General features: G+C 59.6%; 16 protein-coding genes and 1 tRNA gene. 11 read left to right on the forward strand and 6 right to left on the reverse strand.

Annotation, left to right across the window (positions count from 1 at the left end; translation table 11 throughout):
* Positions 1–10 precede the first annotated feature (10 nt).
* The 10 genes from atzF to ACK6BI_RS20350 all read left to right on the forward strand — a co-directional run bounded on the left by atzF (position 11) and on the right by ACK6BI_RS20350 (position 8,816).
* The gene (atzF, locus tag ACK6BI_RS20305; RefSeq protein WP_409318461.1) at positions 11–1,783 is read left to right on the forward strand and encodes an allophanate hydrolase; all 1,773 of its coding nucleotides are present in this window, start codon (positions 11–13) and stop codon (positions 1,781–1,783) included.
* A gap of 169 nt (positions 1,784–1,952) precedes the next feature.
* The gene (locus tag ACK6BI_RS20310) at positions 1,953–3,440 is read left to right on the forward strand and encodes a diguanylate cyclase domain-containing protein (RefSeq protein WP_409318462.1); all 1,488 of its coding nucleotides are present in this window, start codon (positions 1,953–1,955) and stop codon (positions 3,438–3,440) included.
* Positions 3,441–3,445: 5 nt separating this feature from the next.
* Complete coding sequence (locus ACK6BI_RS20315; protein ID WP_409318463.1) at positions 3,446–3,664, forward strand: cysteine-rich CWC family protein; 219 nt, start codon at positions 3,446–3,448, stop codon at positions 3,662–3,664.
* 32 nt (positions 3,665–3,696) lie between these two features.
* Positions 3,697–4,389 carry a pseudouridine synthase gene (locus ACK6BI_RS20320; protein ID WP_409318464.1) on the forward strand — a complete coding sequence of 231 codons (693 nt, stop codon included), beginning with the start codon at positions 3,697–3,699 and terminating at the stop codon, positions 4,387–4,389.
* 312 nt (positions 4,390–4,701) lie between these two features.
* On the forward strand, positions 4,702–5,589 hold the full coding sequence (locus ACK6BI_RS20325; protein WP_409318465.1) for an alpha/beta fold hydrolase: 888 nt from the start codon (positions 4,702–4,704) through the stop codon (positions 5,587–5,589).
* Positions 5,590–5,757: 168 nt separating this feature from the next.
* Positions 5,758–5,831, forward strand: a tRNA-Gly gene (locus ACK6BI_RS20330).
* Positions 5,832–6,044: 213 nt separating this feature from the next.
* Positions 6,045–6,167, forward strand: a complete 123-nt coding sequence (locus ACK6BI_RS20335) for a type II toxin-antitoxin system HicB family antitoxin (RefSeq protein ID WP_409318485.1) — start codon at positions 6,045–6,047, stop codon at positions 6,165–6,167.
* A 169-nt stretch (positions 6,168–6,336) separates the two neighbouring features.
* The gene (locus ACK6BI_RS20340) at positions 6,337–6,654 is read left to right on the forward strand and encodes a helix-turn-helix transcriptional regulator (protein ID WP_248742821.1); all 318 of its coding nucleotides are present in this window, start codon (positions 6,337–6,339) and stop codon (positions 6,652–6,654) included.
* A complete protein-coding gene (locus ACK6BI_RS20345; RefSeq protein ID WP_409318466.1) occupies positions 6,647–7,906 on the forward strand; it encodes a type II toxin-antitoxin system HipA family toxin in 1,260 nt (419 codons plus the stop codon). Before ACK6BI_RS20340 ends, ACK6BI_RS20345 begins: the two co-directional genes overlap by 8 nt.
* 181 nt (positions 7,907–8,087) lie before the next feature.
* A complete protein-coding gene (locus tag ACK6BI_RS20350) occupies positions 8,088–8,816 on the forward strand; it encodes a class I SAM-dependent methyltransferase (RefSeq protein ID WP_409318467.1) in 729 nt (242 codons plus the stop codon).
* Between the two features lie 49 nt (positions 8,817–8,865).
* On the opposite strand, the gene tam is transcribed toward ACK6BI_RS20350, so the two are convergent.
* A complete protein-coding gene (tam, locus tag ACK6BI_RS20355; protein ID WP_409318468.1) occupies positions 8,866–9,636 on the reverse strand; it encodes a trans-aconitate 2-methyltransferase in 771 nt (256 codons plus the stop codon).
* Positions 9,637–9,834: 198 nt separating this feature from the next.
* Between tam and ACK6BI_RS20360 the strand changes: the two genes are divergently transcribed.
* A complete protein-coding gene (locus ACK6BI_RS20360; protein WP_260522540.1) occupies positions 9,835–10,245 on the forward strand; it encodes a low affinity iron permease family protein in 411 nt (136 codons plus the stop codon).
* Positions 10,246–10,291: 46 nt separating this feature from the next.
* Here ACK6BI_RS20360 and ACK6BI_RS20365 read toward each other — a convergent pair whose 3' ends face one another.
* From ACK6BI_RS20365 to fos, 5 genes are all read right to left on the reverse strand, one after another.
* On the reverse strand, positions 10,292–10,795 hold the full coding sequence (locus ACK6BI_RS20365) for a DUF4142 domain-containing protein (RefSeq protein ID WP_409318469.1): 504 nt from the start codon (positions 10,793–10,795) through the stop codon (positions 10,292–10,294).
* A 75-nt stretch (positions 10,796–10,870) separates the two neighbouring features.
* The gene (locus ACK6BI_RS20370; protein ID WP_082302357.1) at positions 10,871–11,026 is read right to left on the reverse strand and encodes a KGG domain-containing protein; all 156 of its coding nucleotides are present in this window, start codon (positions 11,024–11,026) and stop codon (positions 10,871–10,873) included.
* Positions 11,027–11,141: 115 nt separating this feature from the next.
* The gene (locus ACK6BI_RS20375) at positions 11,142–12,491 is read right to left on the reverse strand and encodes a diguanylate cyclase domain-containing protein (RefSeq protein ID WP_409318470.1); all 1,350 of its coding nucleotides are present in this window, start codon (positions 12,489–12,491) and stop codon (positions 11,142–11,144) included.
* 76 nt (positions 12,492–12,567) lie between these two features.
* Positions 12,568–13,206, reverse strand: a complete 639-nt coding sequence (locus tag ACK6BI_RS20380) for a LysE family translocator (protein ID WP_260522536.1) — start codon at positions 13,204–13,206, stop codon at positions 12,568–12,570.
* Between the two features lie 60 nt (positions 13,207–13,266).
* Complete coding sequence (gene fos, locus ACK6BI_RS20385; protein WP_409318471.1) at positions 13,267–13,683, reverse strand: fosfomycin resistance glutathione transferase; 417 nt, start codon at positions 13,681–13,683, stop codon at positions 13,267–13,269.
* Positions 13,684–13,686: the final 3 nt, after the last annotated feature.

Below are 13,686 nucleotides of genomic sequence, written 5' to 3' on the forward strand. Positions count from 1 at the left end.
GGATGACCCCATGAAACTGCAACTCGACGCCCTGCGCCAAGCCTACCGGGACGGCCAGACCACACCGCGCAAATTGCTGTTGGCCCTGCGGGAAAAAGCCGCTGCGCTCAATCCCGACTATCACCTGTTTATTCATCTGCTCAGCGTCGAGGAACTGGAGCCGTACCTCGCCAGCCTCGACGGCCGCGATCCAGAGAGCTTGCCGCTGTATGGCGTGCCGTTCGCGATCAAGGACAACATTGACCTGGCCGGTGTCCCGACCACGGCCGCGTGCCCGGCATTCGCCTACGTTCCCGAACGTTCGGCCACCATCGTCGAACAGTTGCTGGCGCTGGGCGCAATTCCGCTTGGCAAGACCAACCTCGACCAGTTCGCCACCGGCCTCAATGGCAGCCGATCACCGTACGGCGCCTGCCCGAACAGCGTGCTGCCGGAATACCCCTCCGGTGGTTCGAGCGCCGGCTCGTCGCTGGCCGTGGCGCTAGGCGTGGCCAGTTTCGCGTTGGGCACCGACACCGCGGGCTCCGGTCGGGTGCCGGCGGCGTTGAACAATCTGGTGGGTCTGAAGGCCAGCAAAGGGCTGATCTCCACCGCCGGCGTGCTGCCGGCCTGTCGCACGCTCGATTGCGTCACCACGTTCACCGCAACGGCGCGGGAAGCCAGTCAGCTACTGGCGCTGACCGCGCGCCTCGATCCGAGGGACGAATACAGCCGCAGTAATCCGTCATGGAATGACGGTTCCGCGTTCGGCGTACCACGGCCGTTCCGCTTCGGTGTACCACGTGCGCAAGACCTGGAATTTTTCGGCTGTGAGGAAGGCCCGCGGCTGTTCGGCGATGCCATTGACCGGCTCAAGGCAGCGGGCGGTGAGGCTGTCGAGCTGGACCTGTCGCCATTCCTCGAAGCGGCGCGGTTGCTCTATGAAGGGCCGTGGGTGGCCGAGCGCTACAGCGTGGCCGGCGAGTTGATGGAAGAAAATCCTGCGGCGGTGCTGTCGGTGATCCGCGCGGTGCTGGCCAAGGCACCAGCCGTCAGCGGCGTGCAGACGTTCCGTGCGCAATATCGCCTGCAAGCACTGAAAGCCGTTTGCGATCAAGCACTGGAAGGACTCGACTGCGTGCTCACGCCCACTATTGGTCGTCCGGTGACGCTGGCGGAGCTCGACGCGGAACCGGTGCTGCGCAATTCCGAACTGGGCTACTACACCAACTTCATGAACCTGCTCGATTACGCCGCCGTCGCCGTACCCGGCGGTTTCATGGCCAACGGGCTGCCGTGGGGTGTGACGCTGTTTGGTCGAGCGTTCACCGATCAGTATCTGCTGGGCGTGGCCGATGCCTTGCAGCGCCAGCAGGATCGCGCGCTGCCGACGCCGAACAACCCGGCGCGCCATGACCGTGCACGACTGGTGGTCTGCGGTGCACATCTGGACGGACTGGCCCTGAACTGGCAACTGCGCCAGCGCGGCGCACGTCTGATCGAAGCCACCTGCAGCTCGAAGGACTACAAACTTTATGCCCTGGCCGGTGGCCCGCCGTTGCGCCCGGGCATGCTGCGCGTGGCCGACGGTGGCGTGGCCATCGCGGTGGAAGTCTGGGAGTTACCGAGCAGTGAGCTGGGCTCATTCCTGACCGGGATCCCGGCGCCGCTGGGCCTGGGTAAGGTGCAACTGGCGGATGGCCGATGGGAAAGCGGATTCATCTGCGAACCTTACGGCCTGGAAGGTGCAACCGATATCAGCCATTTGGGTGGATGGCGAGCGCATCTGCAAACCAGAACCTGATTCGAAAACCGGCCCCCTCTCGTTCCGGGAGAGGGGCTGGATGAGCAAGCCATTCTCCAGACACACCTGCCCGGCTGATCCCCCCGCATTTCAGGCACAAATCCCGCAGTCTTTTCCCCGCCGTGCCACTAGAATGCTGCCCATCGGGTCACTGTCAACGGAATTGCCAATGCCGCTCAGATCTGCGTTTTACTCCCAACGTTCGCTGGTACTGACGCTGGTCGCCCTCCTCGGCGCAGGCTTCCTCGCCACCTCGCTGCTCAGCTACTACGCCTCTCGAGCCTCGATCCGCGACAACATCGTCAATACGGAACTGCCGCTGACCTCCGACACCGTTTACTCGGAAATCCAGAAGGATCTCGTCAGACCGATCCTGATTTCCTCGATGATGTCTCGCGACACTTTCATGCGCGACTGGGTGGTGAACGGCGAAAAAGACAGCGATCAGATGACCCGCTATCTCGACGAGGTCATGACCCACTACGGTGCCTACACCGCATTTTTCGTCTCCAACAGCAGCCACACCTACTACCACGCCAAGGGTGTGCTCAAACAGGTGAAGATCGACGAGCCGCGCGACGCCTGGTACTTCCGCGTGCGCGACATGAAAGATCCCTACGAGATCAACGTCGACCCGGACCTGGCCAACAAAGACAACATGACCTTTTTCATCAACTACAAGGTCTTCGATTACAACGATCGCTTCATCGGTGCCGCCGGTGTGGGGCTGACGGTGGACGCGGTCATCAAGCTGATCGACAAGTATCAACAGCGTTATCAACGCAGCGTTTACTTCGTCGACACCTTTGGCCGACTGGTGCTGACCGGCGCCGAGGGCGGGCCGGAAGGTGCGCGGGCCGGGAAAAGCCTGACGGATCTCGACAGCATGAAAGGCCTGGTCAGCCAGTTGCCCAAACCCCATAGCGGCAGCTACGAATATTCCGCCCACGGTCAGGGACATTTCCTCAATGTGCGGTTCATTCCGGAGCTGAACTGGTATCTGTTCGTTGACAAACGTGAAGACGGCGCGCTGAGTGAAATCCGTCAGTCGCTGTACCTCAATCTGCTGATCTGTCTGCTGGTGACGTTGATCGTGCTGGCGCTGGTCAATCGTTTGATCAAACGCTATCAGGACAAGATCCACGCCCAGGCCACCCTCGACAGCCTCACTGAACTGCCCAACCGCCGCGGCTTCGACCTGCTCGCCGCACACGCCCTGCAGGAAGCGCATCGCGAGCCGAAACCGCTCACGGCACTGCTGCTGGATCTGGACCACTTCAAAGAGCTGAACGACACCTACGGTCACATGGCCGGCGATCAGGTTTTGATCGGCTTTGCCCGGGACCTGCAAAGCTGCCTGCGGCATTCCGACATCGTCTGCCGTTGGGGCGGTGAGGAATTTATCGTTCTGCTGAAGGACACTGACGGCGAGACCGGTCAGAAGATCGCCGAGAAGATCCGTCGACACGTCGAACAGCATCAATATGCCTACAACGATCACACCTTGAATCTGACGGTCAGCATCGGCGCCACCACCCTGCAACCGGATGACACCTTGCACAGCCTGCTGTCCCGGGCCGATCATGCGATGTACCGGGCCAAACAGACCGGTCGCAACCGCACCTGCATGGAAATGCCTCACTCTGCCTATGCCTGACGACCATGAACAAACCTGACCTCTGCCCGGCCTGCGGCGCCCGCAACGACTGCACCCTGGCCGATCCGCGCACCGCCGACCGTGCCTGCTGGTGCTACGGCGTTTCCATTGACCCGGCGGTCCTCGAAGCGCTGCCGCCGGAACTGCGCAATCAATCCTGCCTGTGCCCGCGTTGCGCCCGGGTCGAGGCGCAACTGCAAGCGGCAAAGCGATCGATCCCGTAAGATGCGCGCCCCGCCCCCTGCGATTCCTGATCATGCGTGTCGACCGTTTCCTCAGTAACCTGCCCCGCTACAACCGTAAGCAGGTTCGCCTGTTGCTGGTGGAAAAGCGCGTGCGTATTGACGGAAAAATCGTCAGCGATCCCCACAGCGAAGTCCTGGAATTCAGCCGTGTCGAAGTCGACGATGAAGTGCTGCAAACGGGAAAACCAGCGCGTTACTTCATGCTGCACAAGCCGCAGGGTTGCGTCAGCGCCACGCGCGATTCCGAGCATCCAACCGTGCTTGACCTGATTCATGAGCCGGACAAGGACGACTTGCATATTGCCGGACGCCTCGATTTCAACACCACAGGCCTGATGCTGATCACCAACGATGGCAACTGGTCGCGGCGCCTGACCCAGCCCCAGACCAAACTGCCGAAGGTCTATTACGTCGAGACCGAGCAGGAGATCGGTCCGGAATATGCGATCAAGTTCGCCGAAGGGATCTACTTCGCCTTCGAAGACCTGACCACCCAACCGGCGCAACTGGAAGTGCTCGGCCCACGGACGGCGCGGCTGAGCATCGTCGAGGGGCGCTACCATCAGGTGAAGCGCATGTTCGGTCACTTCAACAACAAGGTGCTGCGCCTGCACCGCGAATCCATGGGTCCGTTGCACTTGGATAACGCGCTAAAACCGGGCAAATACCGCGCCCTGCGCACCGAAGAGATCCATTTGTTCTAAGCCGACGACCGCTCAGCAGAAGTTGTCGAACAATTTGCCAACGGCACTTGCGCGATCCGGATCCCCCTGCTTGAATCAGGACGTCGGCCAAATTGTGACCGATGAGTCACACATAACATCCAAGAAACCTTTTGCCGGTAGAAAGCCCCCAGGGCTTCGCCTCAGCCGGCAGATTGCCCGCCAATAACAATACCCGTCGACCTGCCGTTCCGGATCGACATGGGCTCCAAAATTCCAGGCGTATGCCTACCTGTCACAAAGCTCGTGCAATCTCTATTTGCGCGCATACCCGCTTGCCAGGAGTCTTATGACATGAGGCCAGAAATCGCTGTGCTGGATATACAGGGTCAGTATCGGGTTTACACGGAGTTCTATCGCGCAGACGCCGCGGAAAAGACCATTATTCTGGTCAACGGCTCGATGGCCACGACTGCGTCGTTTGCACAGACCGTGAAAAATCTGCACCCGCAATTCAACGTGGTCTGCTACGACCAGCCCTACGCGGGCAAGTCGAAAGTCCACAACCGTCACGAGAAAATGCTGACGAAGGAAATCGAAGCCCAGATTCTTCTGGAGCTGATCGATCACTTCGCCGCCGAGCATGTGCTGTCGTTTTCCTGGGGCGGTGCCGCGACCATGGTCGCCCTTGCCCACCAGCCACGGCGTATCGAAAAGGCCGTGATCAGTTCGTTCTCACCGGTGATCAACGAACCGATGCGCGACTACCTCGAACGAGGCGTGAATTATTTGAGCAACCTGGATCGCAACCGCGTCGGCCACCTGGTGAACAACACGATCGGCAAGCACCTGCCATCACTGTTCAAGCGTTTCAACTATCGCCATGTCAGCAGCCTCGCCGAGCACGAATACGGGCAGATGCACTTTCACATCAGCAACGTGCTGAACAGTGATCGCCAGTGCTATCTGAATGCGGCGAAAAAGATCAACGTGCCGGTGCTGTTCATGAACGGCGAATGGGACGAGTACACCGCCGCCGAAGACGCCCGGCTGTTCGGCAACCACGTGGCGCAAAGCACCTTCACCACCCTGCAGGCCACGGGACACTTCCTCGACATGGAACACAAAACCGCTTGCCGGGACAGCCAGAACGCCCTGCTCGGTTTCCTGAAACCTGCACAGCAGCCCATGAGCCGAACGCGTCACCCGTTTGTCCAGGATCACCATGCATTGGCCGTCTGAAACAGCGTCGTCGCGAGCGAGCCTGCGGGTCTGAGATAAAGCCGTCCTCCAGCCCGCAGCGCTTGCCCGCGATGACCGATCCGGCCCTGATTCAGGCTTTTGCGCTCGCCGCACGCAAAGAAAACTTCAAATCCGTGGCCGAGTCTGGTACAAAGTCAGCCGCTCTGAGCGGGTGTCGTATAATGGCATTACTCCAGCTTCCCAAGCTGATAACGAGGGTTCGATTCCCTTCACCCGCTCCAATCGAATTCATGTCCTGCGTCGTGGTTTGACGGGGGATGCGCAAACAGAAAAAACCGGTCTTGATGGCCGGTTTTTTTGTGCCTGTGATTTGTAGCGCAAAAGCCCGCTTTTGAACCATTCAGAAACAACACGTTGATTGAATTCAACCCGTCTTCCCTTACGCTCGTGACAATCCGACACTCATTTCGCGAGCGCTCCGAAGCGTTCAGGCAATACATCCCGGTAACCGTGAATTCGCATGGCGAGTTGAGTTGCCAGACCTCCCTGGCTGCTTCTCGACCGGGGACACCCAGGAACAGGCGATTGAGATGGTCTCGAAGGAATGCTCCACGTAAAGCCAGATTGGACTGCTTACAAACTTAAAATTTAATTATGCATTATTGTGGCTTATCGACATAAATCTAGGTTAACCCATATCAAAATGGAGTTAACTGATTTGACGCACTGAAGGTTAACTCTATAATTTTGGGTATCGACTGACCTTTATGCGACATAAGGCACACCATGCTGGAATTAAGCCTCAGCAAACCAAGCGAGATCGTCAAGCGGCTCTGCCAACGCCTGCGCACAGAGCGGATAGCCCTGCAAATGACACAAGCCGATGTGGCTGCTCGCGCCGGTGTCGGCACCAATACGGTGGCCAACCTTGAAGCCGGGCGTAATGTCAGTTTCGAAACCGTGGTCCGTGTAGCCATGGTTGTTGGGCGTGTCCAGGAAGTCGAAGATCTGTTCTTGCCAAAACTGGACAGCCTGGACGACATCCTTCGCTATGAAGACAGTTCCAGGCGTCAGCGCATAAAAAGGAAATCAGGAAATGCTTGAACGAGTGGACGTCTATTACGACGGATGGGGTGAACACTGGCGGTGGGGCACACTCGTTTCCACGACGGCAATCACCGGTCGTCCACTGATCGTGTTCGAGTACAGCGACGAGGCAAAGAGCAGAGGCCTGGAACTGTCGGCGTACAGGCTGCCATTGGAAGGTCCCAAGTTACGGCGTGACTTTCCGTCCCATCAATTGGGTTTGCCTGGACCTGTCTACGATTCGCTGCCGGATGGCTGGGGCATGCTGCTGATGGATCGCTTGTTCAAGCGGCGCGGCCTTAACTCCGCACGCATCGGCCCGCTCGAGCGTCTCGCTTACATTGGCAACAGTGCTATGGGCGCGATGTCATTCGAGCCGGTGGCACCCGAGGCGCTGGAGCCGCAAGTTGAGGTCTCCATCGATCTGTTAGCGGCTGAGGTGCAGGAAGTTCTCAATGGTGAAGGTGGTGAATTCTTGCAACGGCTGTTGCTGGTGGGTGGCTCTCCGCAGGGTGCCAGACCAAAAGCCTTGGTCTATCGCGATCCGCAAACCGACACTTACACCACCATAGCCAGATCAGGCTTCGAAGCCTGGCTGGTCAAGTTTCCCGCGCGGCAGGAGCATCCCGAGGTGTGTGCCATCGAAATGGTCTACGCCGAATGCTTGCGGATGTGTGGAATAAAGACACCTGACACTCAGTACTTCAGCCTGCCAAACGGGCTGGCAGCGTTTGCTACCAAGCGCTTTGATCGCGAAGACGACTTACGCGTGCCTATGCAAAGTCTCGCTGCCTTCACTGCCGCTGATTTCCAGAATGCCGGAGCACTGGACTACGTCAATTTCCTGCGTGCAACTCATCTGTGCACCAATGACGTAAGGGAGAAAGCGCTCGCGTTTGAGCGTGTAGTTTTCAACGTCGCGTTCAATAACCGAGATGACCACCCAAAGAACTTCGCCTACATCATGTCGGAATCCGGCCAATGGAAGCTGGCGCCAGCCTACGATGTGACCTTCTGCGAGGGTCCCGGCGGTTACCACCAGATGGACGTAATGGGCGAGGCATTGGAAATCGGGCGAAAAGCCCTTCTCGATCTTGCAGAAGAAGCAGAGGTTTCGTCTGAAACGGCCGACGCTGTCATCGCCCGATTCTGCGAAGTGGCCGACCAGTTCGCGGCGATGGCCGAAAAGATGTATCCCGGCGTCATCACTCAAGACACGTTGCAAACCATCCAGAAACGAATCGATGAGAACGTAGAGCGGCTACGCTGAGTTGCTTACAGATCCCCGACACTCGTTCGGTTCTCACGCTCGCCCCGACCCGCTAGCATTTCCCCATCACCCACCACCCTCCCCCTGCGCGGCCATCGACGAATACGCGCCATCACCTTTCGAGGGACTTCAAATCGTGGCCGTTGAGCCACTCAACTCAAATTCAAACGAGCACCAATCCATGACCCAGAACATTTACGACAACCCCGAATTCTTTCAGGGTTACAGCCAGTTGAACCGCTCCCTCGGCGGCCTCGATGCCGCGCCGGAATGGCCGGCGCTGAAAGCCTTGTTGCCCTCCCTGCACGGTTTGCAGGTGGTGGATCTGGGCTGCGGTTACGGCTGGTTCTGCCGCTGGGCCAGCGAACAAGGTGCAGCCGACGTGCTGGGGCTGGATGTCTCGGAGAAAATGCTCCAACGGGCGAAGGAAACGACTTCAGCCGCGAACATCCGCTACGAACGTGCCGACCTGGAACGGCTCGATTTGCCTGCGTGCACATTCGATCTGGCCTACAGCTCGCTGGCCCTGCACTACATCAAGGATATCCCGGGGCTGTTCGCCAGGCTGCATACGGCGCTGAAACCCGGTGCGCATTTCGTGTTTTCCATCGAGCATCCGATCTTCATGGCGCCGCGCAATCCGGGCTGGCTGATCGACAGCGAAGGTAACAAGCGCTGGCCGCTGGACAGTTATCAGAGGGAAGGCGAACGGGTGACGAACTGGCTGGCCGACGGTGTGATCAAGCAGCATCGCACGATCGGGACACTGCTCAACGCGTTGATTGGCGCCGGGTTCACGATTCAACACGTCAATGAATGGGGCCCAAGCGATGCAGAGGTGGCCGCGCAGCCGGCCCTCGCCGAAGAACGCGAGCGGCCGATGATGATGCTGGTCGCCGTACAGCGCTGAGTTTTCAGATCATCTGTGGAGAGGGAGCAAGCTCCCTCTCCATGGGTATCTAGCGTGTGGCGACGATGAACAATCGCGGAAACGGCAACAGCACCGAACCATCGGCCAGCGCCGGATAAGCCTTCGCAACCTCCGCCAGATAGTGCGCCAGATACTCCACCCGCTCTGCTTCAGTCAGCGGGCTGAGAAACGGAATCAAACCGCTGCCCTTGAACCATTCGACAACGCCTGAAGCGCCGCCCGCCAGCTGATGGTGATAGGTGGTGCGCCACACATCGACCCGCGCACAATGCGCACGCAGCATCGAGAAATAAGCACTGGCATCCGCCATCTCGGTCCGCTGCCCTGCCGCGCCTGCCAGTTTGCTGGCCCAGGGCCCGTCGGCAGCCACTTCACGCATCAAGCGATGGGACGGCTCGTTGAGGTTGTCCGGCATCTGGATCGCCAGACTGCCGCCCTGCGCCAGCTTGCCCGCCAACGCCGGCAACAACGCCGCGTGATCCGGCACCCACTGCAACACCGCGTTGGCGAAGATCACATCGAATGGCCCTTCATCGGCCCACGTATCAATGTCCGCCACCTTGAACCGCAACTGCGGCAGACGCTTGCGCGCGGCCTCGATCATGTCCTTTGAGCTGTCGAGCCCCTGCACGTCCGCCCCCGGGAAACGCTCCACAAGAAGCTCGGTCGAGTTGCCGGGGCCGCATCCAATATCGACCACGGAGCGTGCTGGCTGCGTGGGAATCGCCGCCAGCAGGTCACGGGCCGGGCGGGTGCGTTCATCTTCGAAAGCGACGTATTGTCTGGCGGACCAGGTCATTGCGTTCTCCTGTCTTGGACGTTTTGGCGAAACATGGAAAAGCGACTGCCGTCACGATACAGCGAACTTGCAGGCCTGCCTTCCCCTACCTACGTCCGATAACGCCGGTCTGGCAGTGAACACCGAGATTTGTAAGTAGAATTTTCGCCACACCTCAGATGTCTGAATTTCAAGCGCCCCTCAATAAGGAACAAGGTCATGAAATTCGCAAAGATTTCACAAACGCTCGCACTCTGGGCCGGCAGCCCCAAGACGTTCATGGGAGCTTTGATTCTGATTGGACTATGGGGACTGAGCGGGCCGATTTTTCATTTCAACGACACCTGGCAACTGATCATCAACACCTCGACCACAATCATCACGTTCCTGATGGTGTTCCTGATCCAGAACACCCAGAACCGCGACACCGACATTCTGCATTTGAAGCTCGACGAACTGTTGCTGGTAACCAAAGAGGCACAGAACGCAATGCTCGGGCTGGAAGCGCTGGATCTCAAACAACTGGAAGCCCTGCGCAAGCACTACCGGACATTGGGCGAAGGCGAAGTTTTCAACCTGGAGGGGTTGGGAGAAAAGAGCAAACCGAAGCAGGACTTGAATGATTGCTGAGCAGAAAAAACGGCGCATCGAGCGCCGTTTTTTGTTTTACCCGGTTTCAGCGACTGGCTTGCAGCGCTCGGGCCATTTCCAGATGGCTTTGCAGCTTCGGCAGGGTCTCGTCGGCGAAGGCCTTGATTTCCGGCACGTCGGTAGTCCGGGCTTCCTGCTGGATCTGGTCGATGGCTTCTTCGGTGGCTTTGACCTGGCTGGCGGCGTAAGCCTGATCGAAAGACGCGCCGTCCTTCACCTCCGGAATCAACGTCTTGGCCTTGTCGGCGAGCTCTTCGCGGGGGGCCACAGGCAGATCGAGTTTTTTGGCGATTTTCGCCAGATGCTGGTTGGCCGTGGTGCGGTCGTTGATGACCACGATGGTGTAATCCTTGACCTCTTTCGATTCGGCCTTGCCGTGCGCCTGACGACTGGCCTCGATGTCGGCCATGCCTTTGGCCGAGGCTTCGTTGATGAAGTCGGCGGGCGACTGGGCAAATGCGCTGCCGGCACACAGGCCCAGCAGGCTGACAAAACTGATGTTGCGTACTCGGGTGGCCATCCGGCTCATGGTCGCGCCCTCCTTCTCGGCAAATTCAAGCGGGAGCTTGCGCCCCCGCCTCTCAATCAAAACAACCTTCGCCGACTACTTCGATTTCTGAGCGGGCTTGCGGCCCATTTCGGTTTTAGGCTCTTTGTCGACAGTCGTGGTGGTGGTTTTCCCACCTTTGCGACCGGCTTCAGAGGCCTTTGTTCGATCGTTGGCGAAGTTTCCCGAGTTCGAGTTTCTTGAGTTAGGCATGATTCTCTACCTCTTGGTATTGATCGTAAGCGAGCTGTTGCCCGCCTAAGTTGAGAAAAACACAGCCCTCAAAGGTTTATAAAAATTGCCGTTGCCGCGACGAACGGCCAGGCCGTCAGATACCCCGGGCCTGATGATTCTGTCTTTTGGCGGCGTACATGGCTTGGTCAGCGTGGCGAAACAGCTGCTGCTCGTGATGGCCGTGTTCGGGGAAACGCGCAACCCCGATGCTCGGCTCGATGCTCAGGTTATGCCCGTCCAGACGCATGGGTTGCACCAGTACCTGTCGGATCTTTTCCGCCACGCTGTCGGCATCGTCAGGGGCGTGGACGCTGTGCAGCAGCACCACGAATTCATCGCCGCCAATCCGTGCCACGGTGTCGGTCTCGCGTACGCAGCCCTTGAGGCGGTTGGCCACGGTCTGCAGCAACATGTCGCCGACGCCGTGGCCGAAGGTGTCGTTGACCTGCTTGAAGCGATCCAGATCGACATACAGCAGCGCCATGTGCCCCGAGGCTTCCCGGGCTGCGGCCAGCGCAGCCTTGAGTCGCTCGCGCAACAGTCCGCGGTTGGGCAGTTGGGTCAACTGATCATATTGCGCCATGCGTCGCAGACGGGCGTGCAATTGCTGGCGCTCGATGGCCGTGGCGACCTGGGCGCAGACGTATTGCAGCAGTTCCTTGTCGCGCTCGGTGTAGCGCTCGCCGCCGGGCAGGCTTTTGACGATCAGGGCGCCGATGGTGCCGTTCTTCGAGTTCAGCGGTACGCCGAGCCAGCACGGTGATTGCTGCCCGGCCACCAGCGCTTCGAAACCCGGCGGTGCCTGCGGGCAATCGGGAGTCAGCAGGATCGGTTGGCCGCTGCGGATCACCTCGGCGCACAGGCGCCCGGTCACCGTGCCCGGTTGCTCCGGTTGCGCCTCGTCATCGTCGACGTGATAGGGGAAATCCAGCTTTGCACAGTGCTCGTCGTACAGCGCCACGGAAAAATTCAGCGCCGGAAGCCACTCGCCGATGATCATGTGGATGCGTTTGAACAGCGCCAGCAGATCTTCCGCCGCATGGGCCGCTTCGGAGATCGCATACAACGCGGCCTGACGGGATTCGGCGAGTTTGCGCTCGGTGATGTCCCGCGCCACGGCAATGCGCAATTGATCGACCTCCGACCAGCGTGCCGACCAGAGGATGTGCACGATGCTGCCGTCCTTGCGCACGTAGCGGTTTTCGAAATTGTGCTTGGGCTCGCCGCCCATGATGTCTCTGGCGGCGGCCAGGGTGCGCTCACGGTCGGCGGGATAGACGTAGTCGATCATCGACTGGCCGATCAGCTCGTCCGGGGTATAACCGAGAATCCGCTCGCAGGCCGCGCTGACAAAAACGAAACGACCTTGTTTGTCGACCGCGCAGACGGCGTCCAGCAACAGATCGATGTAACTCGCCAAAGGCGCAGAATTTCGGCTTTCCATGGTTCAGCGTGGGTGTCCGGCAATGCAGCACTGATCAACCGTCCCTGACCTCGACCTCGCATCCCGGCGATTATTTTCAAGCCTTGTTCGGCATCAGCCCCGGCAGCGCATGCACCAGCGCGTTGATGGCGAAACCGATGAACATTACCCCGCACAACCGGGTGATGGCCAGTTCATGGCGCTGATACAGCGTACGCACCTGACGGGCGCCGACAACGCCAATGAGAATAGCGTAGGCGAGCAATCCGCCGAGGAAACTCAGGGCAATCAGCATCGGCAACATCGACCAGTTAAGCAGTTCGGCACGGCTCGACAGCAGCGCGGTGAACGTTGCCACCGCTACCGGGTAGGCCTTGGGGTTGGTCAGGCCGAACAGGATGCCGTGCCAGAACGGCTGGCGCGCCGCGCCCTGGGGTTGATCGCCGTTGCTGCGTTTGGCCCGCACGGCGCGCCAGCCAAGCCAGAACAGGTACAGACCGCTGAGCACACCGAGCACATCAAACGCGGTGCTACCGATTTCCCGGGCGCCGACAATCGCGATCAGCGCGGTGCTGCACCAGATCACATCGCCCAACAAATGCCCGCACAGAAACCCCGCCCCGGCCCGACGGCCGCGCGCGGCGCCGATGCCGAACACCGCCAGCACACCCGGCCCCGGCGTGATGCCGTAGATGAAACCCGAGGCCAGTACGGCCATAAGCAACGATGGAGTCATGAAATACCTGCAAGCGCCGCAAAACGTGGCCGCCAGTCTAGCCCAGCGGTTTGTGAATATTCACGGCTCGTTGAAAAAACGCATCCCGGCATAGGGCTTTTGCCGACATGCGGCCAGCCGCGAGGCCAGATCGCCGACGTGGGCTTCGAGCTTGTGCCCATCCGGGTCGAGGAAGTAGAACGATGCGCCTTCGCTGCGGTTGTCGCGCCATTCCGGCACGTTCGCGGCACGAAGCTGATACACGAACAGCGGGAAATCCGCAGCGCCGAGGGTGAAGGCGTAATGGGTGTAGTCGGCGGCGGGCTCGGATTGGCGTTGTGCATCGAGGGAGAGACACAACCACAAGCCCGGGAGCGACAAGTAGGCACCGGCGTCCCACGTGGCCTCAACCCCCAAGCCCAGCACGTCGCGGTAGAACACGAGGCTGCGATCCAGGTCGGTGACGGCGAGGGTCAGGTGGTTGAGGCCGGTAAGCATCGG

This window comes from Pseudomonas sp. KCJK9016 (genome assembly GCF_046231795.1).
Classification (GTDB): domain Bacteria; phylum Pseudomonadota; class Gammaproteobacteria; order Pseudomonadales; family Pseudomonadaceae; genus Aquipseudomonas; species Aquipseudomonas bananamidigenes.

Excerpts from the sequence above, each read along its gene's own strand:
- ACK6BI_RS20310 (WP_409318462.1), top strand. The coding sequence starts at position 1,953 with ATGCCGCTCAGATCTGCGTTTTACTCCCAACGTTCGCTGGTACTGACG.
- ACK6BI_RS20345 (WP_409318466.1), top strand. The coding sequence starts at position 6,647 with ATGCTTGAACGAGTGGACGTCTATTACGACGGATGGGGTGAACACTGG.
- ACK6BI_RS20315 (WP_409318463.1), top strand. The coding sequence starts at position 3,446 with ATGAACAAACCTGACCTCTGCCCGGCCTGCGGCGCCCGCAACGACTGC.
- fos (WP_409318471.1), bottom strand. The coding sequence starts at position 13,683 with ATGCTTACCGGCCTCAACCACCTGACCCTCGCCGTCACCGACCTGGAT.
- ACK6BI_RS20380 (WP_260522536.1), bottom strand. The coding sequence starts at position 13,206 with ATGACTCCATCGTTGCTTATGGCCGTACTGGCCTCGGGTTTCATCTAC.
- ACK6BI_RS20375 (WP_409318470.1), bottom strand. The coding sequence starts at position 12,491 with ATGGAAAGCCGAAATTCTGCGCCTTTGGCGAGTTACATCGATCTGTTG.
- ACK6BI_RS20320 (WP_409318464.1), top strand. The coding sequence starts at position 3,697 with ATGCGTGTCGACCGTTTCCTCAGTAACCTGCCCCGCTACAACCGTAAG.
- ACK6BI_RS20365 (WP_409318469.1), bottom strand. The coding sequence starts at position 10,795 with ATGAGCCGGATGGCCACCCGAGTACGCAACATCAGTTTTGTCAGCCTG.
- ACK6BI_RS20350 (WP_409318467.1), top strand. The coding sequence starts at position 8,088 with ATGACCCAGAACATTTACGACAACCCCGAATTCTTTCAGGGTTACAGC.
- tam (WP_409318468.1), bottom strand. The coding sequence starts at position 9,636 with ATGACCTGGTCCGCCAGACAATACGTCGCTTTCGAAGATGAACGCACC.
- atzF (WP_409318461.1), top strand. The coding sequence starts at position 11 with ATGAAACTGCAACTCGACGCCCTGCGCCAAGCCTACCGGGACGGCCAG.
- ACK6BI_RS20360 (WP_260522540.1), top strand. The coding sequence starts at position 9,835 with ATGAAATTCGCAAAGATTTCACAAACGCTCGCACTCTGGGCCGGCAGC.
- ACK6BI_RS20340 (WP_248742821.1), top strand. The coding sequence starts at position 6,337 with ATGCTGGAATTAAGCCTCAGCAAACCAAGCGAGATCGTCAAGCGGCTC.
- ACK6BI_RS20370 (WP_082302357.1), bottom strand. The coding sequence starts at position 11,026 with ATGCCTAACTCAAGAAACTCGAACTCGGGAAACTTCGCCAACGATCGA.
- ACK6BI_RS20325 (WP_409318465.1), top strand. The coding sequence starts at position 4,702 with ATGAGGCCAGAAATCGCTGTGCTGGATATACAGGGTCAGTATCGGGTT.